Here is a 22,322-nt window from a genome sequence, read left to right as displayed (position 1 = left end):
GTAAGAATTCATATCACTTATAGCTATTTTATATTATGCAGGTTTCAATTAGAAGTAAGTCGCTGGGAATATAAGCCAATATTTCAAAGTTTTCATTAGTTATGTGTAAGGTATCAACTCCCGTTAAAGTAACCTTATTTTCTAAATTATTTGTAGTAAATATGCTTTGGCCATAGCTTTGAAATAGAAATCCTTGTCTATTTTTACCAATAGTAAAGTCTACTTTTTCATCTGATAGTAAAGATAATGAATATATATTTATATCGTAGATGGATTTAATAAGAGCAAGTCCATTGGTTGAGCTTATACGATAATTCCATTGATTTACTGGAATGTTATCAAAATGTGAATAAGCTACAGTGGTTTTGCTAATATTAGTAGGACTACGAGAAGAAGAACTTAGGTGGCTAGAATCAATAAATAAGTTTATTTCAACTATATCTAGAAGATCCAGACCATTGTTAAATATATCATAAGTAATTCCATTTCCTGAAGGAATATAAATAATATTACCTTTATAAAAATTTTCATTATTGCCTAGACTATCACTATAAAGTAGTTCACCATTGATTACGTAGATAATAACTTCCTCTTTAACTTTGAAATTGTTATGTGTTCCACTTCTAGGAACTAAGGTAATATTTTTAATTTCTTTTATACAACTATCATAGTTAGAATTATAGTTAGCCAGATTATAAGTGGTTTTAAGAAAAGATAAATTTTCTTCAAAATCATCTGAAATAAATCTTCTATTAATCAAAACATTACCTCCTATACTTTAAGTGATACTCCAAATTTCAATTTGGTTAAGTAGAACTTACTCCTTAGAATGAATATGAAAAGGAGTTACTTTATATATGATTTCCTATGCCATAAAAATATAAAATTACAATATAAAGTAGCAAGTATGATATTAGTATACACAGTTTTTATAAAAAAATAGTAGGTATGTTTTTCAGAGTTTATGAAATACATAGATAAATTTCAATTAATACTAATTATAAAGAAAATAAGATAATATGGAATTTATTAATTTAAATATGTTAATATAAGAATAGTAAACTTGATAATCAAACATATTAGGGGGAATAAATGGTGATAAAATTTCTTAAAGAATGGGCTGCACCAGTTGTAATAGCAGTGGTTTTAGCTATGGTGATAAATAAATTTCTTTTTTTCAATGTGGATGTTCCTACAAAATCAATGTATCCTGCAATTAAACCTGGAGATAAAATATTTTCATTGAGAATATATAATCAATCCTCTATTGAGAGAGGAGATATACTTGTATTTCATTCAAGTGAACTTGGAAAAGATTTAATAAAAAGAGTTATAGGCTTACCGGGAGAGAGCGTTGAAGTTCAATCTGATGGAAGTGTATATGTGAATGGAGAATATTTAAAGGAAGAGTATGTAAAAAATTCGAGTGATATTACTGGAACTTTTAACATACCAGAAGATTGTTACTTGTTTTTTGGCGATAATCGTAATGATTCTGTAGATGCCAGGATATGGGAAAATCCTTATATATCTTTTGAAGACATAAAAGGGGAGGGTAAATTCACCATATATCCATTCAACAGATTTGGAAAGTTAGAATAATAAATTAAAAACAAATTATTATATCTAGATAACTAATAAAATAATTATTAGTTATCTAGATATTTTTTTGAAATAAAATATTTTAATAATTATTCTAAATTAAGGGCAATATAACTTTAGAGTTTTGGTGCAAATATATTTAAATTTAAAAAAAATAAAAATAATGGTATAATTTTAATTTAAAACAGTGGAAAAATTAATTATCAATGTATAAAATTTCATATATTCATAATATGTCGAAATATGCTACAATGGCAAAGAGATTTTTAAATTTTAATTTTTACGAAGGAGGAAGTTTACATGGATAATAGCAAAAAGTTATCGCATACAGCTTATGGTGGAGTTGCAGGGGAAGATTATGTTCCATTTATTGCAACCACAACAGCTATGCCAGAATTAAGTATTTATTCTATTCTAATGGGAGTGCTATTTTCAATGATATTTGCAGCTGCCAACACTTATCTTGGATTAAAAGTTGGTCTTACAATTGCAGCAGGTATTCCCGGAGCTATACTTGCCACTGGTATTTTAAAAGGGGCATTTAAGAGAAATAATATATTAGAGGCTAATATGGTGGCTTCAATTGCTGCTGTAGGAGAATCTATAGCAGGTGGAATTATATATATTCTTCCAGCAATTATTTTATGGGGTTTCGATTTAAAGGTTTCAACTATAGTTATAGTTACATTACTAGGTGGACTTGTGGGTATATTCTTTGTTACACCACTTAGAAAGTTCTTAATAGTTGAAGAACATGGAAATTTAGTTTATCCTGAATCAATGGCTGCAGCAGAAGTTTTGGTTAACGGAAGCGAAGGCGGAAGTGGATTTAGGATGGTATTAATGGGTCTTGGAATTGGAGGAGGATATAAATTAGCTTCTGGTGGATTTGCTCTTTGGAGTGAAAGACCAGAGTGGGTTATAACTCAATATCAAGGCGCTGTATTTGGTATAGATACATTAGCATCACTTTTAGGAGTTGGATTTATAGTAGGTACAAAAGCATCAGCCTTCATGTTTGGTGGAGCAGTTGTAGCATGGCTTGGATTAATTCCACTTATAAAATATATAGGTAGTGGTCTTACTCAGCCTCTATTCCCATCAACTGAATTAATTTCAGAAATGGGAGCTTCAGCTATTTGGAGTAAATATATAAGATATATAGGTGCTGGAGCAGTTGCGGCAGGTGGATTTATTTCATTAGGTAAATCTGCACCAACTATAATTAAATCATTTAAATCAGCTATGGCTGGTATTGGTAAAAAAGATGGTGGAACAGTAACTAGAATAAATGAAGAACCACCGATAACTTGGGTAATTGCATCAGCAATTATAGTATTTATTCTTTCATGGATATTACCACAAATAAGAGCTGGAGTTATAGGATCACTAATGGCTGTAGTATTCTCATTCTTCTTTGGTGTTGTTTCTGCGAGAATGGTTGGAATAATTGGAGCATCAAATAACCCAGTTTCAGGTATGACCATTGCAACATTATTATTTGTTACTGCAACTTTAAAGGTAACAGGACAAATTGGCGATAGTGGTATGATTCTTGCTGTTATGATAGGGGGAATTGTATGTGTAGCTATAGCTGTTGCTGGTGGTACAGCACAAAGTCTAAAAACTACATTTGTAATAGGTGGATCACCAAAGAAAGTACAGATAGGAATGTATATAGGACTCGTATTTGGAGCAGTAGTTTCTGGATATGTATTATTAATGCTTCACAATACTTATGGAATAGGTTCAGAGGCAGTTCCTGCACCACAAGCGACTCTTATGTCAATGGTTATTCAAGGAGTTATGACAGGTGAGTTACCATGGGCGCTTGTATTTGTAGGAGTTTCAATAGCAGTATTTACAGAGATATGTGGACTTCCAGTACTTCCAGTTGCTCTTGGATTATATCTTCCAATACACTTAAGTGCAGGTATACTATCGGGTGGTATAATTAGAATATTCGTTGAGAAAAGATTCAAGAAAGATGAATCAGTTATGAAAGATAAAGTTGAGAGAGGAATACTTATATCTTCTGGTTTAGTTGCTGGAGATGCTTTAATGGGTATAGTAGTTGCTGGATTTGCAACATTCGGACTTGATGTTGCTTTCGGACTTAACTTTGCTGGATTAACTCAAAACTCTATATTCTCCACAGCAATATTTATAGCCCTTGGAGTTGTTATTTACTTACTTGCTTGTGGCGGAGATAAACAGAGTTCTTAGAATCAATGATGATTAGAAATCCTTATAGTAAAAAGGCATGCGTTCAGGGGTGTAGCTACAGTTATCTCTCGATTTAGTAAAAAACGGGAGATAACGGTAGGTAGCCATGAGATAAAGAAAAAGATTAGTTAAAAATATTTTAATAAGTAGTTCGTTATATCACAGTGTTATATGGGTATAATAAAAACTAAAATCAATGTTAAGAGCCTTTAGGGCTCTTAACTAATTTGTAGGTGATTTATATGAAAAAAAATAATAATAATGACGAGAAAAATTTTCTTCTTTATGTTCCTGAAATAAAACATAAAGATTATAAAGTGGATGAAAAGAATATAGTTACAATGTATTTCCAACATAATAAGGTTAGCGAAAAATTTGCTAGATGGCTTGTGAAAAAAAGTAATATAAGTGCTACAACATTAGATGAAAAATGTTCAGCAGTGTGGCTTCTTATAGATGGAAAAAGAAATATATATGAGATTGCCCTTGAAATGGCAGATGAGTTTGACGATACTAAGGAAATTGCTATAGAGAGACTGGTTACCTATATGAGATATGTATCTAAAAAAGGATGGATAAAGTTTACAGAGGTAAAAACTTTGGAAAAATAATATTAGGACATCATATCCTTTGTAAGGTATATAAAAACTTATGAATTTTATGGCTATACATAATTGATAGTAAAAATCTATGATTTTGCACCTAGAATTTACTCATTAGAATGAATATGAGAATGAGTTTTCATTAAATATAAAAACAAGGTACATTAATAGCTTGACTCATTTACTCATTGGTGTATAATTATTAATTAGACTATATAGGATTTTTTGTGGAGATTTCATGGAAATATATAATATTCTGGAATAAATCAAGAGAAGTCTTAGTAGTATTAAAATAATAAATTTATAATAGTAGAGGTATGAAGATGATTATAGAAGATATTAAAGTTGGTAGAATTACGGTGCCTTTGAAAAAACCATTTAGAACTAAAAATGGTATATATAATTATTCTAATGAAGTGGTTGTAAAAATATTTACAGATAGTGGCATTATAGGTATTGGAAGTGCAGCTCCAGCCCCAAGGGTTACAGGTGAAACTGAAAGTTCTATTGTGGGAGCTATTAAACATATATCGGATTTTATTAAGGGTATGGATCTTAGCTGTATTCAATGCATATTTAAAGTTATGGAAGAATGCATTAAAGAAAACAACAGTGCAAAGGCTGCTGTAGAGATGGCTATATACGACTTATGGAGTAAAGGGGTAAATACACCATTATACAAACTTTTAGGTGGATTTAACTCTACAATACTTACAGATATAACTATACAAGATGATGAAAAAATGGAAAATATGGTAAATGCGGCTTATGAGGCTATTAGAGAAGGATATACTAATATTAAGATAAAGCTAGGTAACAATGTAGATACAGACTTTGAAAAAGTAAAATTTATAAGACGAGCTATTCGTAAGGGGATTAAGGTGAGGGTTGATGGAAATCAAGGATGGACCCCTAAAGAAGCAATAAAGATAATTAAAAAGATAGAACAATTAGATCTTGATATAGAATTTATAGAACAACCTGTTAAAGCATGGGATATTGAAGGTTTAAAGTTCATAAAGGATAATGTGGAGACCATGATTTTAGCAGATGAATCTATTATTGGTTCACCGGAAGCCTTTAAGGTAATTCAAAATAGAGCATGTGATTTAATTAATATAAAGCTTATGAAGAGTGGTGGTATACAAAATGCCACAAAAATATATAGTATGGCAGACACAATGGGAATTAAGTGTATGGTTGGATGTATGTTAGAAAGCAAGATTGGCATTACTGCAGCAGCTAGCTTTGCAGCATCTAGAGGCAATATGATAACTTCCGATTTAGATACAATGATATATTTTGCAGAAGATCCTATTGTAGGTGGAGCTATTTTTGAAGGAAATAAAATTATATTATCTGATGAACCAGGCCTTGGAATAACTGATATAAAAGGATGGGAAGAAATCCACTAAGTAACAGCGCAAAACAGTGATTTGTTGGCTGTAACTTATTCATAGGAATGAAAATAAGAATGAGTTTTCATAATTCACAGTGAAGGATCTTAGTTTTATTACTGAAGATTATTGATTGTAATTCATATGAGAATATGAAGTGGAATACCTAATAAAGGAAGTGGTTTTATGTCTAATAACCTTAAGGATGAACTAGAAAAGGAACTTGAATTTGCAATAGAAGAAGAAAGATTAAAAAACACTATTGAAACTATTAATGAAGAAATTCTTAAATGCATTGATAAAAGAAAAGATATAACCAATGCCATATTAGATTATAGAAAAAACATTTTAGAAGAATTTAAAGATGATGAAGATAAGATAATTGAGTATTTTGACCATGAGAACTATGTAAAAGAGGAAAGCTTTAAAAATACTGATAAGAAACTAAGAGAGTTAACAGTGTTAAAGTCATCTCCTTATTTTGGAAAAGTTACATTTAGAGAAGAGGACTATGGTATAGAAGATATTTATATTGGCAGATTTGGAGTTACCTTAGAAGATACCTTTGAACCTTTAATTGTAGATTGGAGAGCACCAATATCAGGCTTATTCTATAATAGCACAGGAGATAATGGTCATTATACTTCACCTATGGGAGAAGTAAAAGCATCCATCCTTGGGAGAGTACAGTATATAATTAAAAAGGGTAAACTTGAAGGTGTATTTAATTCTAAGGTTGATATTAAGGATGACATACTTCAAATGGTCCTTAGTAAGAATGCTTCAGATAAACTTAAAGATATAGTTATGACCATTCAACAAGAACAGGACAATATCATAAGACAAGATAAGAATAAAATTATAGTTGTAGATGGAATAGCAGGAAGTGGAAAAACCACAATTGCTCTGCACAGAGTTGCATATCTTATCTATAATTACAGAAAACTTTTGGATGATAAAGTTTTAATATTGGGGCCAAATAGAATATTTATTGACTATATTTCCAATGTGCTTCCAACATTGGGAGAAACAGGGATATTCCAAACTACATTTTTAGATTTAGCTTTTGATCTTGTAGATATTGATGATGTTATAGATATTAAAGATGTTATGGAAAGAATCCTTAATAATGATAGCGACTTTGAATCAAAGATTATTTATAAAAGGTCTATGGAATTTAAAGAAGATTTAGATCAGTTAATTAAAACAATGGAAAATGAAAGTTATAGTTGTGCTGATTTAACCTTTAATAATAAAGTCATTGTAACTAAAGAAGCAATAAAAAAGATGTTTACAGAAGAACTTACCTCATTACCTCTTTTTAGAAGAAGTAAGAAGATAAAAAGAATCTTATTTTCTAAAATAAATGACGCAAGAGATGAAGCATTTAGAAACATTGAAAAATTATTTAAGGAAGAAAAAGAATCCTATGATCCGGATGAAGTAATATTCCATATAAATGATATGGACTTTAAGAGAAAGTTAAAGATTAGAGAGTTAATAAATCATGTAATGGAAGTAAGAGCTACTCTTACTTATTTAGATGAGAAAAATATAGAAGAGATTTATTCTGAATTTAATGGAAGTAAAGAGTATACAGAAGAAGACTTAGTTGGAATCTTATACTTAAAAATTAAGCTTCAAGGATTAAAACTAGGTAAAGAAGTAAAGCATCTAGTAATTGATGAGGCTCAAGATTATTCACCACTTCAATTTATGGTATTAAAAGAGTTAATTAATACAAAGTCTATGACAATAGTTGGAGACAGTAATCAACAGCTTATATCTAATGGGGGAGATTCTTCATTAACCACTCTTGAAGGAATTTTCAGTGATGATTTAGTTGAAGTATTTAACTTAAATAAAAGCTACCGTTCAACTAAAGAAATAATGGAATATAGTAATAAATATATTAATGATGTATCTATAGTTCCAATGGTTAGAACAGGTGCAGCTGTAAGAGAAACTGAGTCATTAAATGATGCACAGCTTAGAGATAAAATAGTTGAAGCTGTAAATTCTTTGAAAGAAAAAGAACTTAATAACATAGCGATTATAACAAAGAATTTAGCATCTTCAAAAGAAATATGGAACCTTATAAATAGCCAGATTTCTTCAAGGTTTATCGAAAAAGAAAATCTTCATATTGGTGAAGGTGTTATGGTAATGCCTAGTTATTATGCTAAAGGTCTAGAATTCGATGGTGCTATAGTGATAGAAGAATCCATGGAAGAAGATTATAAAGATAACTTAATGTATATAATGTGCACTAGAGCACTTCATAATTTGGAAGTTATTAAAAGAAAATAAAATGTAATGGGAAAAACACAATATGTGCAAACCTATTGGTTGTTTAATTAATTTAAAGGGACTATCTTAAAATGAAAATTTTGAGATAGTCCCTTTTTCATTGGTTTAATTTACTTATCTAAATATTGGAATTCATAGCCATTTATTTTAGCTAGAACTTCTTCATAAATTTCATCAGCTTTAGTGAAATTCATATTAGGAACATAGAAACGTTCTAAATTATCGTGAAGATGCTTAGCATCAGTTATACAGTCCAGTCCTTTTTGAAGAAGGATATAGAATATAGAGCTAACATCATCTATTGAAGTCTGTTTTGAATTAATATAATCCTGATTTAATAAGCTATCCATATTGTATTGTTTACCTTCAAAGGTCATCTTGTTTATTTCATTTGAAGTAACTATGGCAATGTTTAGTTCAGGAATTATTACATGCTCTATTTTTTCAGGAGTTAGAGGAGTGTGTAAAATTTCTACATCAAGGCCTCTACGGATAGCTTCATCTGCAATGTATTGAAGTACACGAGTCTTACCAGTCCCAGGTGCACCATTAAGTACATAAACATTCGATATATCTTTTATAATATTACTAATATAAGTTACAACACCTATAGGAGTAAAGGCTGTAGAAAATAAGTGACGCTGTTTTCCAAGAGCAGCAAAGGTGTCAGGTAAAATTTCGTTTTTAAGATTCTCTTTTAGAATATTAAGTTCATATAAGTTAAGAGCATTATTATTAAATGTATACCAATCATCATATATAGATTTAGCAGCTCCAAAGAATCTATAGGCTCTTCTAAAGGAATCACCAATTTCTTTATTTACAGCTAAAACATTTGATTTTGTACTCCTAAAGTTTTCTTCAATTAGACATACGCCCATATTTACTATGTCATCTACAGCCCCAGGATTTACTGGGTCTATCATATGAGGTGCTGTACCATCAAGCATAGCTACATTTAGTTCTTTAATTAAAATTCCATCTAGGGAATCGCTATCAGAAGAACAGTGATGAAATTCCACATTATATCCTTTGTCTACATAATATTTACCCACTTTTTTCATAAGAGAAGATTTTCCAGTTCCAGGGCCACCTTTTAAGCAAATAATTCTGGTTGCATCTTGTTGAGAAATAATATAATTAAAGTGAGAATAAAATCCTTTTCCAGTGTTGCCTCCTAGGAAATAATGAGTAGATTTTCCAGTCATAATTAAACCCTCCAATGATTTTTATACTATACTATATTATTTAACCAATGAAAAAGTGTTACAGAAATAGTGAAAATTTAATTGAAAGATGCGTCTACAGTAATAATAGCATTATGATTTGGAGAAACTTTCTTAATCTCCTGGTTTATTAGCTTTTGAAGTTTAAGTTCAGATTCTTTATTTATTGCAAAATCTTGGGTTACTACTACATCAAATATAAGATTCTTATAATCTCCTTCTCCTATAACTCTAAAGTCGTGGAAAGAATCTACAGTAGGAATATTTTTAAGAATTTCTTCAACCTCTCTCTTAGCACTAAGGATTTCTTCATCGTTAGTGGTTACGGGGTCCATGTGTATAAGTAGAAAAATATCAAGTTTTGATGAGATTTCTTTTTCTGCTCTATCTATGACTTCATGGGCAGCTACAACGGATATATCTAATGGTATTTCAGCATGAATAGATGCAATTATCCTTCCAGGACCATAGTTGTGAACCAATAAGTCATGAGTGCCATCTATATAATCATAGGAAAGTAAAAGCCTATGAATGTCTGAGACTAACTCTTCATCAGGAACCATACCAAGCAGTGGGTCCAAGGTATCTTTAATTAGATTATAGCCTGCGTAAAGAATTACTAAGGATACAGCTACACCGATATATCCATCAATAGGAAAGTCAGTGAATCTTGATATTAAAAGAGATACAACTACAGTTGAGGATGATACCACATCACTTAATGAATCCACCGAAGATGCTTTAAGTGCAGAGGAATTTATTTTAGTTCCCACTATTTTATAAAATCTACTAAGCCATACTTTAAATAGAATGGATACAAGTAGTAATATAAATGGAATTAAAGCAAATTCAACAGTTGCTGGATTTTTAATTCTATCGAAGGAACTTTTAATAAATTCAACTCCTACAATTAACACTAGGAAAGCTACTATAAGCCCAGATATGTATTCAATCCTACCATGTCCAAAAGGATGTTCCTTATCCGCAGGCTTACTTGAAAGTTTAAAACCAAATATAGTCACTAAAGAAGCACCCACATCTGAAAGGTTATTAAAGGCATCAGCAATGACAGCAATACTATTTACTAAAATCCCTGCAGAAAGCTTTACTCCAAATAAAATAAAGTTTACCAGAATACCTACAATTCCACCGAGGTAACCGTATCCTTCTCTTACATTTTTATTTTTAATATCTTCGTTGTTTTTTATGAATTTTTTAATAAGAAATTCAGAAATCAATTATTACACCCTCAATCAAAATATTTTTTAATTATAATAATATTATATCATGTTATATAGTGTGGATTAATGAATATAATAAAATTCATAGGAAATATAGTAAAAGTTTGGTATAATAATTATATTATTTTGTTTTAAGGAGGGGTTTAATTATGTCTAGGGAATTAGAATTTGCAAATGAACTTATTGATTTTCTATATGATAGTCCAACTGCTTTTCATGCGGTAAAAAATGTTGAAGAGTCACTTAAAAGTAGCGATTTTAAGGAATTAAAAGAAGAAGATAAATGGAACTTAGAAAAGGGTGGAAAATATTATACGACTAAAAATGGTTCTGCGCTAATAGCATTTACAGTGGGTGAAGGTGAAGTTGAAGAGCATGGTTTTAAAATTGTTGGAGCTCACACAGATTCTCCTACATTTAGAATAAAGCCAAACTCTGAGATAATATCAGAAAATAATTATGTAAAATTGAATACAGAGGTATATGGTGGATTAATAAGAAGCACATGGATGGATAGACCGTTATCAGTTGCTGGTAGAGTTGTTTTAAAAGGGGAAAATCCACTAAATCCAGTATCAAGATTAGTTAATATTAAAAAACCAATATTAATAATACCTAGCCTTGCAATACATATGAATAGAGAAGCTAATACAGGTGGGGAATTAAATCTTCAAAAGGATACTCTTCCACTATTAGCTATGGTTAGTGAAGAACTTGAAAAAGGAAATGCTCTATTAAATGCTGTAGCTAAGGAATTAAATGTTTCTAAAGAAGAGATTGTAGATTTTGATTTATTTCTTTATGAATTTGAAAAAGGATGTATAGTAGGACTAAATGATGAATTTATATCATCAGGAAGACTAGATGATCTTCAAATGGTTCATGCAGGTATTGTAGCTATTAAAGAGGCTCCAATTACTAAAGGTGTCAATGTGATGGTATGCTTTGATAATGAAGAAGTTGGAAGTTCTACAAAGCAAGGTGCTGACTCAGACATGTTAGCAAATGTATTGGAGCGAATAGTCCTTTGCCTTGGAAAAGGAAGAGAAGATTTCTTTAGAGCCCTTGGAAAATCATTTGTAATATCAGGAGATAATGCACATGCAGTACATCCGAATAGCCCAGAAAAGGCTGATCCTACTAACAGACCTATAATAAATAAGGGACCTGTTATAAAGATTAATGCTAACTGTGCATATACAAGTGATGCAGATTCATCAGCTGTTTATAAGAGTATTTGTGAAAATGCAGGAGTGCCAGTGCAAGAGTTTGTTAACCGTTCTGATACAAAAGGTGGTTCAACAATAGGACCTATATCTTCTACACATTTAAACATAAGATCTGTAGATATTGGAAATCCAACCCTTGCTATGCACTCTATAAGAGAGTTTGCAGGAGTTATGGATCATACTTATGTAACTAAATCATTTTTAGAGTTCTTCAAATTATAGGTTTAAGTGTAAAGTTTACATTGTAAATCTGAAAGTATAAATTTGAGCTTTAAATTAATAAACAAATGGGGATGTCTCAAAGGTTAGTATGTTTTAGATCAGTGTTAAAATTGGATTTATATTATTTTCAATTTTATTATCTAGGTAAAACATAACTAAATTATTTTGAGGCATCTCCCTTTGTAGTTTTAAGGGGTTTGGAAAATATATCTAGATACTAATGACATAATTTTAAGGAGACAGTAAACTAATGAGTATTAAGAAAAGACCAAGTAACAAGTTGATTGAAGTAATAATAATCCTTTCTATAATATTTATGATAGGAGGATTTATTGGAAGTATAGTAGAAGATAGAGTAAATGGTGATAAAAGTAATATACCATCATCACAGGTCATAACTTCTGATAAAGAAAATTCAACTGAAGGTAATAAAGATAAGATATCTGAAATTAATAATAAAGCAGAAGAAATTGGAGAAGTACCTAAACTCAATGAAGAAGTATCTAAGGAAACTAAGGTAACATCAGGGGAACTAAAGATTCACTTCATTGATGTTGGACAGGCTGATAGTATTTTAATTGAAAATAATGGGGAAGCCATGTTAATAGATGCAGGGAATAATGCTGATAGTGATTTAGTAGTAAATTATATTAAAGATAATAATATAAAGAATATTAAGTATGCCATCGGAACTCACCCTCATGAGGACCATATTGGAGGACTTGATAAGGTGATAGATAACTTTCATATAGAAACTCTATATATGCCTAAAGCTACAGCTACAACAAAAACCTTTAAGGATGTAGTAACTTCAGCTAAAAATAAAGGCTTAAGTTTTACAGTACCAAAGATAGGAGAAATGTTTAACCTAGGGGGAACAACTTGTACAATATTAGCTCCTAACAGTGAATCTTATGAAGAGGTAAATGATAATTCTATAGTTATAAGACTTCAGTATGGTGATACATCATTTCTATTTACTGGAGATGCTGAGGAGTTATCAGAAGATGAAATTTTAAATCGAGGATTTGACGTGAAGTCAACAGTATTAAAGGTAGGTCATCATGGAAGTGACAGCTCTACCAGTGACAAATTCTTAGCGGCTGTAAATCCAGATTATGCAGTAATTGAAGTAGGTAAAGATAATGACTATGGACATCCAAGGCAAAGTATAATGGACAAACTTAAAAGTAAGGGTATTAAAGTTTATAGAACTGATGAGCAGGGAAGTATTATAGCTACAAGTGATGGAACTACAGTTAAGTTTAATGTGGAGCCTGGTAGTTATAAGGGGTTAACAAAAGGAAAATAGAAGAATTTAACAAAGAATAATATTGCAATAAGATATACATTGTAGAAACTAACTGATACTAGTTGGTGGTGGATGTATATCTTTTTTATTTGAGTTCATTTCAATATGTTTTGGATAAACACTATAAATTTGGCAATAATAAAAGCTGAGTATGTTTGAAAGGAGAGGACTTTATGGATTACTTATTCATCTTAGTAAACTTAATGCTTATACTCAGTATTGTTATTCTTATGTTTTTTATTAAAAATAGAAATAAAATTGCAAATGTTAAGTTGAAGGATATGGATTTTTTAGAAGGAAGTAAAGAAGATATAGATGACATCATTCAGAGTATAGCTAGAGATCACAAAGAGGTTAGGAAGAAGAAAAATAAAGAAAATATAATTTCTAGTTTAGATAAATATTATGATGATATTATATACTGTCATAATTTATTCAAATCTGATGACAGAGGTGACTACAATAAAGTTAAGGGAGTTCAGTGGATATTAGATAACATTTATGTGGTGGAAAAAGAGTATAAGCACGTAAAAAAATGTTTACCTAAAAAATATCTAAAGGCACTTCCAATATTGAAAAGTGGAGTATTAAAGGGTTATCCAAGAATTTATGCATTAGCAAGAGAAATTTTAAAGATTTATAGAGAGTCAATTTCAGAAGAAGAGATAAATAGGTTTTTATCAATATATCAAGGAACTACAACATTGACTATGGGAGAGTTATGGGCATTACCATTAATGATTAAAGTAGCTTATATAGAGGTGATTTGTAAAAGTTCCTTAAGTGTAGTAAGCAAAGCTAAGGAAGGATTTAATGGGGAAAAATTAGCGGATAGAATTATAATGTACTACAATAATGACAATATGGATGAAGCCATGAATTTTATAAGAGAAAATCGCATTGAATTTACAACTTATTTTGCAGATGCTTTAGTGAAAACTTTGAAGGATAATGGTGTTAATTACAATGAACTTAATTTATGGATAGAGAATAAGCTGTATGAAAATGAAATTAACTTAGAAAAGCTTTCTATGAATTCACACAAAATGGATGGAATATACTCATCAAGTATAAGTAATAGTATTAATGGAATAAGAAATGTGGAGGGTATAAACTGGCAAAGTATCTTTACGGACAGTAGCAAGGTAGAGGAAATTTTAAATAATGATCCCTTGGGAATTTATGAATCCATGGATTTTTATTCTAAGGACTATTATAGGCATACACTAGAGCGAATTGCCAAAGAGAATAATCTTTCAGAGACTTTTTTAGCAAGAAAAGTCCTTCAATGTGCTCAAGGTGAAAAAGAGTATGATTTTGAAAGTCATATAGGATATTACATTATAGATAAAGGTAGAAAAGATCTTAACTCTATTCTTAATATTAATTTCAAAGGCTTTGATAAATTTAAGAATAGAGTTAAGGGAAGAGCCGTTGGCATATATATTAGCACAATAATAATTCTTACATTGGCGTTAGTGGGCATATTTGTATCATGGAGTTATTTTAATGATACTGATATATCTATTATAAAATATATATTAGCAGGTATTGTTACAATAATACCCCTTAGTGAAGTAACTATAGCTATACTAAACTGGAGTATTACTCATCTAAGTATACCTAATTTGCTTCCTAAAATTAATCTATCAACAGGAATTACAAAGGATGATTTGACTTGTGTAGTGGTTCCTACTATGGTGGAAAGTATTGACAGAGCTGAACAATTAATCAATAATCTAGAAAAATACTATTTAGGAAATAAAGATGATAACTTATATTTTATATTACTAGGCGATTTTAAAGATAGTGATAGCGAAATAGATGAAAATGATGAATGTATTTCAAAATTTTGTATAGATAAGATTAAAAATTTAAATGAGAAATATCATAAGGCTGAATCAATATTTTTCTTTTTATGTAGGGAGAGAACATTTAATGACAAGGAAAATAGATGGATAGGATGGGAAAGAAAACGAGGAAAGCTAGAAGAATTTAATAGATTAATTAAAGGGGATAAGAATACATCGTATACTAGATTCAGCAGCGACATAACAAGGCTTCAGGAAGTGAAATACGTAATAACCTTAGATGGAGATACAATATTACCTAGAGACACTGCAAGGGTACTCGTAGGAACTATGGTTCACCCATTAAATAAAGCTTATCTAAAAGATGATTGCACAATTTGGCGTGGATATGGAGTTATGCAGCCTAGAATTTCCATAGACTTAGAAAGCGCAAATAAAACATATTTTTCTAAGGTTTTCTCAGGAGAAGTAGGAACGGATATGTATACTACAGCGGTTTCAGATGTGTATCAGGATTTATTTGGTGAAGGTATTTTTACAGGTAAGGCTATATATAATGTAGATATTTTTAATAAAGTATTAGGTAACGTTATTGAAGAAAATACTGTATTAAGTCATGATTTACTAGAGGGGTCCCTAGGTCGAACTGCCCTTCTTACTGATGTTGAATTAATTGACGGATATCCATCTAACTTTATTTCAAGCTGCAAGAGGCTTCATAGATGGGTGAGGGGTGATTGGCAACTATTACCTTATATATTTAAGAAAAATAATTTGAACAGATTATCAAAATGGAAGATGATAGATAACCTAAGAAGAAGCTTGCTTGCGCCTTCTATGGTAATTCTTTTAGTTTGCTCACTTTTAGGGATTCTTCCAGATGGAATTAATAAGTGGTACATGGCAGCTTTTATAGCAATTGCAACACCTATATTATTCGATATATCTGAAAATGCAGTTAGTCCAATGTCAAATATTAGTCTTAGTGGTAAGATTCAAAACTTTGAAATGGCGCTAAAACAAGTATTTTTTATTTATGCATTCCTTCCATTTAAAGCTTATTTAATGATTGATGCTATTTTTAGAACTTTATATAGATTAGTTATTAGTAAAAAAAATCTATTACAATGGCAAACTTCAGAGGAAGTTGAGAGATCTTCAGGAAAAAATATTCTTAGCTATTGGAGATATATGTGGATTGAAACTCTAATTTCCATAGTCATATCAATTATTTCTTTATACAACGGAATAGAAACTTTTTATGTAATGATTCCAAGTTGTATTATTTGGGGAATTAGTCCTTTAATAGCTCACATTATAGGGAGTCCAATTCATAACGAAGAAGTGAAATTAAATGAATCACAGACTCATATTTTAAGAGGATTATCTAGAAAAACATGGGCTTATTTTGAAGATTTTGTTTGTGAGGAAACTAATTATTTAGGTGGAGATAATTATCAAGAAGAGCCATATAGGGGCCTTGCCATGAGAACATCTCCAACGAATATAGGAATGACTTTGATATCTAATATTGTTGCAGTAGATATGGGATATATTGGAGTAATAAAAGCTATAGAAAATTTAGAAGAAACAATAAAAACTTTAGATAAATTAGAAACATACCAAGGACATTTTTATAATTGGTACGATGTTAAAACTTTGAATCCTCTTCCACCTAGATATGTATCTACTGTAGATAGTGGGAATTTGATTTCATACTTATACACAATAAATGAGGCTATAGAAGATTTTGTGGAAATACCATATTATAACCATAGAATTAATGGAATTGAAGACACTATAAATCTTGCTATGGATGAACTTAGTGATGATAGAAAAAAATATATGTATTTAGCTATGGGAGAAAGGATTAAAGGTGAAGTGAAAAATCTTCTAGAGTTCTATAACATGTTAAATAATTTCAAACCAATGATTGTAGAAACTATAAAAGAGATAAATGACACGAAAAATGAAAAAAATACAAAACATATTAAAATAGATTATTGGAATGAAAAGTTATTAAATAATGTTATTGACTATATTAGCGAGATAGAGTTTTTATTTCCATTCATATCAAAATTAAAGCTTTTACCTAGAGAGGTATCAAGGGAAGTAGCTGAAACAATAAGTACAAATAGCATAAATAATTTGTTTGAAATGGATGGAAAATTTAATGTTAATCTAGAAACCTTAGATGAAGTTCAAGCTAAGACTATTTGTGAAGATATAAAGGAATCTGAAGAGAATATACAAGTATTATTACAAAGAGCTGCCTTTATTAAAATAAAATTAAACACAATAATAGATAGAACAGATTTTCAGTGTTTATACAGTAAAGATAGAAATTTATTCCATATAGGTTATGATGTGGATAGTAACACTAAGAGTGGTAATTATTATGATCTACTTGCATCAGAAGCTAGAACTACTAGCTTTTTAGCTATTGCTAAGGGAACTGTACCTACATCTCACTGGTTTAAATTAAATAGAGGGTTAACTTTAATGGATGGGAATAAGGGGTTAGTCAGCTGGAGTGGAACTATGTTTGAGTACTTTATGCCAAGGTTGCTTATGAAAAACTTTAGGAATTCTCTTTTAGATGAAGCTTATAGATCTGTTATAGAAGCACAGATAAAGTATGGAAAGAAAAAATCCGTGCCTTTTGGTATTTCAGAAAGTGCATATTTTAAGTTCGATATAGATTTAAATTATCAATATAAAGCATTTGGAGTACCAAAGGTAGGACTTAAAAGAGGATTAGATGAAGACCTAGTAATTTCACCTTACTCAACAATTATGGGTCTCATGGAAAATATACCAAAATCCATGGATAATATAATTAAATTAAAGAAGCTTAACATAGAAGGTCAATACGGATTCTATGAAGCTATTGATTATACAGGGAAAAGAATGAAAAATAAGGATTTTGAAATAGTAAAATGTTATATGATTCACCATTTAGGTATGAGTTTTTTAGCCCTTGATAATGTAATTAATAAAAATATTATACAAGAGAGATTTCATAGAATACCAATGGTAAAGGCTACTGAATTATTACTTCAAGAAAAAATAAGTAAAAATGTAGTTTACGATAGAAAAGAAGATGCAGAAGGTGACAGCAAAGTATTAGATAGAGAATTTTCTATAAAAAGAGACTTTACAACGGGGTGTTTTAAGTATCCAGAAACCCTTCTATTGGGAAACAAATCATATAACTTATTAATTGAAAATGGTGGAGGAGGATATTCAAAATTAAATAATGTAATGGTATATAGATGGAGAGAGGATTTACTTCATAGAAACTTTGGTATGTTTTTTTATATTAAAGATATAGAAGAAAATAAATATACTTCATCTACCTACGAGCCTTGCAAGGATAATGGTAGTAAGTATGAGGCAAATTTCTATTTGTATAAAGGTGAATTTATAAAACTTTGGAATGAACTAGATATTACTACTAGAGTTCATGTAATTCCAAGTGAAAATTGTGAAATAAGAAAGGTTACAATTAAGAATAATAGTGATAGAGATAAAACAATTGAGGTTACTAGTTATTGTGAGGCTGTACTACAAAGATATGATGGAGATATAGCACATCCTGCCTTTGGAAACTTATTTATTACTACAGAGTATGTAGAATCACTAAGAGGCGTAATAGCTAAAAGGCGAGTAAGGAGTGAAAAGGATAAGGATGCATTTGTAATACAGACTAGTTTCTGTGATAAAGAGGTTTTAGGTGAACCACAGTATGAAACAGCACGGTTAAATTTTATAGGTAGAAATCATTCAAAAGCAAATCCTATAGCCTTGGAAAATAATGAGAACCTAGGGAATTTTGTTGGAAATGTACTTGACCCTATAATAGCAATAAGAAACCAAGTAAATGTGAAAAAAGGGGACACTATATCTCTAACCTATGTTACTGTTACAGGAAATTCTAAGGAGGAAATTTTGACGGTGGCTTCAAATTATCAAGATACACTTCTGGTTGAAGAAAGTCTTGATAAAGAGGCTTTTAAAATAGAAGAATCTCTAATAGCTAGAGGAATAAAACCTACTCAAGTTAATATTTATGAAAAAGTAGCAAGTAGTTTAATATTCTCAAATGCTAGTTATGGCCAAAGGAATGGAGAAATTAAAGAATTAAAGAGAAGTCAAAGAAACCTATGGGCTTATGGAATTTCAGGTGATTTGCCAATAGTTTTGATAACTATACAAGAAGAAAAAGAGAGTGATATCCTAAGGCAAGTTATAGATTGCCACAGTTACTTAGAAGATAAAGGTGTTAACTTTGATATAGTTGTAATTAATGGAGAAGGGGCAAGTTATGATAAGCCTACAGATAATGCTATAAGACAAATAATATTAAACAGTGAGTTAAATGGTAGAGAAAATACATCTGGGGGAATATTTGTCCTAAGTGCTTTAAATGTACCTTTAGAAGATATTAATCTATTTAAGGCTATAGCTTCTTTGATTATACACGGAAAAGATAGTTCACTATGGGAACAAATAGATAAGGCTATGGATAATAAATATTATAATTTACTTTTAAATAGTGTAAATGTAGCTAAAAAACCAAATAAGTATTTAAAAGACGTAACATCTAAAGAAAAGTATAAAAGCTTAAGTGCAGAAAATCAGGATTTAAATAAATCATTGAATTTGAATTTCTTTAATGGTTACGGAGGCTTTAATGAAGATGGAGAGTATACCATAGTATTAAACAGTGGTGAAGTTACTCCAGCACCGTGGATAAATGTCATATCAAATGGTAACTTTGGTTTTAATGTTAGTGAATCAGGTAGTAGTTACACTTGGTATAAAAACAGTAGAGAGTTTAAAATAACACCTTGGAACAATGACTTCATTGAAGATACTTTAAATGAAGCTCTATATATTCAAGATGAAAGAAGTAAGAGTCTTTGGTCTATAACTCCACAGCCAATAAGAGATAAGGGTCAGTATTTAATAAATCATGGTTTTGGTTACTCTAAGTTTATACATGAGAGTAATGGTGTTTTAGGTGAAGTTACTATGTTTGCTACCATAGAAGATAATGTAAAGCTACTTAAAATTAAGTTGAAGAATCTTGAGAATGAGCCAAGGAAGCTAAGCTTAGCATATCTTACAAGATTATGCTTAGGAGCTTCTAGGGAACATACTTATAAAAAGATTTATACAGAAATAAATAAAGAAACAAAATATATTTATGGAAGAAATCCTTATAGTAGTGAGTTCTCATCTAGCTATGCTTATCTAAAAATATTTGGAGGAGAAGATGAAAGTTTTAGTGGTGATGGTACTGAGTTCCTTGTAAATGGAAGAAGTATAGATAACTTAGAAAAATTAAATACATTATCCAATATATCGGGAGAAGGATTAGAACCAATACTTAGTGAAAAAGTTTGTTTTGACATAGATTCACTGGAAGAAAAAACTATAGTCATAGCTTTAGGGGTAGAAGAGAGTATTGAGGCTGTAGAAAATATCCTTAACAAATTCAATGATATAGACATTGTAGAAAAAGAATTTATTAAGGTGAAGGAATATTGGAGGAATCTTTTAGGGTCAGTTAAGATAACCACTGAAGATAAGGCTTTAGATTTAATGGTTAATGGTTGGCTACCTTATGAAACTATAAGTTGCAGATTGTTTTCTAGAACTGCTTTTTATCAATGTGGTGGAGCCTATGGATTTAGAGATCAACTTCAAGATTCAATTCCAATGATTTATCTAAATCCCGCAGTTACTAGAGATCAAATTCTTTATAGTGCTTCAAGACAATTTGAAGAAGGGGATGTTCAGCATTGGTGGCATCCAGTAGTTGATAGTGGAATCAGAACTAGATTCAGTGATGATTTGTTATGGCTACCATATGTAACATCTATTTACGTTAAGGCTACAGGGGATTATGATATTTTAGATGAATTAGTAGGATATCTTAAGGATGAGCCTTTAAGAGAAGGAGAAGATGAGAGATATAATGTATCTCAAAAATCAGAATTAAAGGAATCACTGTATAACCATTGTATAAGAGCCATTGATAAAGGTCTTAATTTTGGTCCACACAATATACCTTTAATGGGCAGTGGTGACTGGAATGATGGTATGAGTACTGTGGGTAATAAGGGAACTGGAGAAAGTGTATGGCTTGGATGGTTTATATATACTATATTAAAGGATTTTAAGGATTTATGTACTCACAAAGAAGATATAGCATACCATGATAAAGCTCTTAAGATGATGGATTTCTTAAAGGAAAATTTAGAGAAAAATGCATGGGATGGAAATTGGTATAAACGTGCATATTTTGATGATGGAACTCCTCTTGGGTCCCATGAAAATGAAGAATGTAAAATAGATGCACTTTCACAATGTTGGGCAGTTATATCAGAGGCAGGAGAAGAAGAACGAGTAAATATAGCCATGGATCATTTGGAAAAATATCTAGTAAAAGAAGAAGATAAAATGGTTTTACTATTAACACCACCATTTGATAAGTCATCTTTAGAACCAGGATATATAAAGGGATATGTACCCGGTGTTAGAGAGAACGGTGGACAGTATACCCATGGAGTTACATGGGTAGCTTTAGCTCTTGCTAAGATGGGAAGAGGAGATGAAGCTTACAAAGTTTACTCTATGCTAAATCCTATAAATCACGGCTTAACAAAAGCTGAGGAGGATATATTTAAGACAGAGCCTTATGTTATGGCAGCTGATGTATACTCTGTTGAACCTCATGTGGGAAGAGGTGGATGGAGCTGGTACACTGGCAGTTCTGGCTGGATGTACACCGTAGCAATTAAGTATATATTGGGGTTAGATCTTATAGAAGGAAAAGGATTTACAATTAAACCTTGTGTACCTAAAAGCTTTAACAAGTACACCATAGATTACAAATATAAAAATGCAACATATCATATAATTGCAACTAGAGGAGAAGAGTATGGTGTAATTTTAGATGATGAAGTTATAGAAGGTGAAGTGATTCCAATGATGGATGAAGGAGTATATGAAGTTAAAGTTATCTTCAAATAAGACTCTGTTTAAATCAGCGTTGAGAATATGAAATTTTTAAGGAACCTATGTACTTTAAGTAAGGTACATAGGTTCCTTAATTTTCATAGTTTCTCCTATT

Annotated in this window: 11 protein-coding genes; 8 read left to right on the top strand and 3 right to left on the bottom strand. The window is 30.6% G+C overall.

All coding sequences use genetic code 11. From position 1 onward, the window contains the following. Positions 1-28: 28 nt before the first annotated feature. A complete protein-coding gene (locus tag RSD37_RS00650; protein ID WP_346944763.1) occupies positions 29-760 on the bottom strand; it encodes a hypothetical protein in 732 nt (243 codons plus the stop codon). Positions 761-1,092: 332 nt separating this feature from the next. Here RSD37_RS00650 and lepB point away from each other — a divergent pair, with 332 nt between their 5' ends. From lepB to RSD37_RS00625, 5 genes are all read left to right on the top strand, one after another. Then, positions 1,093-1,602, top strand: a complete 510-nt coding sequence (lepB, locus tag RSD37_RS00645; protein WP_346944762.1) for a signal peptidase I — start codon at positions 1,093-1,095, stop codon at positions 1,600-1,602. A gap of 300 nt (positions 1,603-1,902) precedes the next feature. Then, positions 1,903-3,828, top strand: coding sequence for an oligopeptide transporter, OPT family (locus RSD37_RS00640; RefSeq protein WP_346944761.1), 1,926 nt, complete (start codon positions 1,903-1,905; stop codon positions 3,826-3,828). Positions 3,829-4,070: 242 nt separating this feature from the next. Continuing rightward, positions 4,071-4,439 (top strand): PqqD family protein, encoded by a 369-nt coding sequence (locus RSD37_RS00635; RefSeq protein ID WP_346944760.1) that lies wholly within the window; start codon positions 4,071-4,073, stop codon positions 4,437-4,439. Positions 4,440-4,753: 314 nt separating this feature from the next. Further along, positions 4,754-5,845 (top strand): dipeptide epimerase, encoded by a 1,092-nt coding sequence (locus tag RSD37_RS00630; protein WP_346944759.1) that lies wholly within the window; start codon positions 4,754-4,756, stop codon positions 5,843-5,845. 168 nt (positions 5,846-6,013) lie between these two features. Then, entirely contained in the window at positions 6,014-8,137 is a 2,124-nt protein-coding gene (locus tag RSD37_RS00625) for an AAA family ATPase (protein ID WP_346944758.1), read from the top strand. A 110-nt stretch (positions 8,138-8,247) separates the two neighbouring features. Here the strand turns inward: RSD37_RS00625 and RSD37_RS00620 are convergent, their stop codons facing one another. Together RSD37_RS00620 and RSD37_RS00615 are read right to left on the bottom strand one after the other, a co-directional pair. Beyond that, positions 8,248-9,345, bottom strand: a complete 1,098-nt coding sequence (locus tag RSD37_RS00620) for a PRK06851 family protein (protein WP_346944757.1) — start codon at positions 9,343-9,345, stop codon at positions 8,248-8,250. 77 nt (positions 9,346-9,422) lie between these two features. Then, complete coding sequence (locus RSD37_RS00615) at positions 9,423-10,601, bottom strand: cation diffusion facilitator family transporter (RefSeq protein ID WP_346944756.1); 1,179 nt, start codon at positions 10,599-10,601, stop codon at positions 9,423-9,425. A 152-nt stretch (positions 10,602-10,753) separates the two neighbouring features. Here RSD37_RS00615 and RSD37_RS00610 point away from each other — a divergent pair, with 152 nt between their 5' ends. The 3 genes from RSD37_RS00610 (at position 10,754) to RSD37_RS00600 (ending at position 22,222) form a co-directional block, all read left to right on the top strand. After that, positions 10,754-12,055 carry a M18 family aminopeptidase gene (locus tag RSD37_RS00610; protein ID WP_346944755.1) on the top strand — a complete coding sequence of 434 codons (1,302 nt, stop codon included), beginning with the start codon at positions 10,754-10,756 and terminating at the stop codon, positions 12,053-12,055. 250 nt (positions 12,056-12,305) lie between these two features. Further along, complete coding sequence (locus RSD37_RS00605) at positions 12,306-13,367, top strand: ComEC/Rec2 family competence protein (RefSeq protein WP_346944754.1); 1,062 nt, start codon at positions 12,306-12,308, stop codon at positions 13,365-13,367. 173 nt (positions 13,368-13,540) lie between these two features. Then, on the top strand, positions 13,541-22,222 hold the full coding sequence (locus RSD37_RS00600) for a glucoamylase family protein (RefSeq protein ID WP_346944753.1): 8,682 nt from the start codon (positions 13,541-13,543) through the stop codon (positions 22,220-22,222). Positions 22,223-22,322: the final 100 nt, after the last annotated feature.

Origin of the sequence: Clostridium sp. (genome assembly GCF_036646415.1) — a bacterium.
GTDB lineage: Bacteria > Bacillota > Clostridia > Clostridiales > Clostridiaceae > Clostridium_J.
The sequence above is the reverse complement of the archived record's forward strand: the minus strand, read 5'-3'. Positions and strand labels throughout refer to the sequence as shown.

Bases quoted from the DNA above. Each gene is read 5' to 3' on its own strand.
- RSD37_RS00625 (WP_346944758.1), top strand. From the start codon at position 6,014: ATGTCTAATAACCTTAAGGATGAACTAGAAAAGGAACTTGAATTTGCA.
- RSD37_RS00635 (WP_346944760.1), top strand. From the start codon at position 4,071: ATGAAAAAAAATAATAATAATGACGAGAAAAATTTTCTTCTTTATGTT.
- RSD37_RS00610 (WP_346944755.1), top strand. From the start codon at position 10,754: ATGTCTAGGGAATTAGAATTTGCAAATGAACTTATTGATTTTCTATAT.
- RSD37_RS00620 (WP_346944757.1), bottom strand. From the start codon at position 9,345: ATGACTGGAAAATCTACTCATTATTTCCTAGGAGGCAACACTGGAAAA.
- lepB (WP_346944762.1), top strand. From the start codon at position 1,093: ATGGTGATAAAATTTCTTAAAGAATGGGCTGCACCAGTTGTAATAGCA.
- RSD37_RS00605 (WP_346944754.1), top strand. From the start codon at position 12,306: ATGAGTATTAAGAAAAGACCAAGTAACAAGTTGATTGAAGTAATAATA.
- RSD37_RS00640 (WP_346944761.1), top strand. From the start codon at position 1,903: ATGGATAATAGCAAAAAGTTATCGCATACAGCTTATGGTGGAGTTGCA.
- RSD37_RS00630 (WP_346944759.1), top strand. From the start codon at position 4,754: ATGATTATAGAAGATATTAAAGTTGGTAGAATTACGGTGCCTTTGAAA.
- RSD37_RS00600 (WP_346944753.1), top strand. From the start codon at position 13,541: ATGGATTACTTATTCATCTTAGTAAACTTAATGCTTATACTCAGTATT.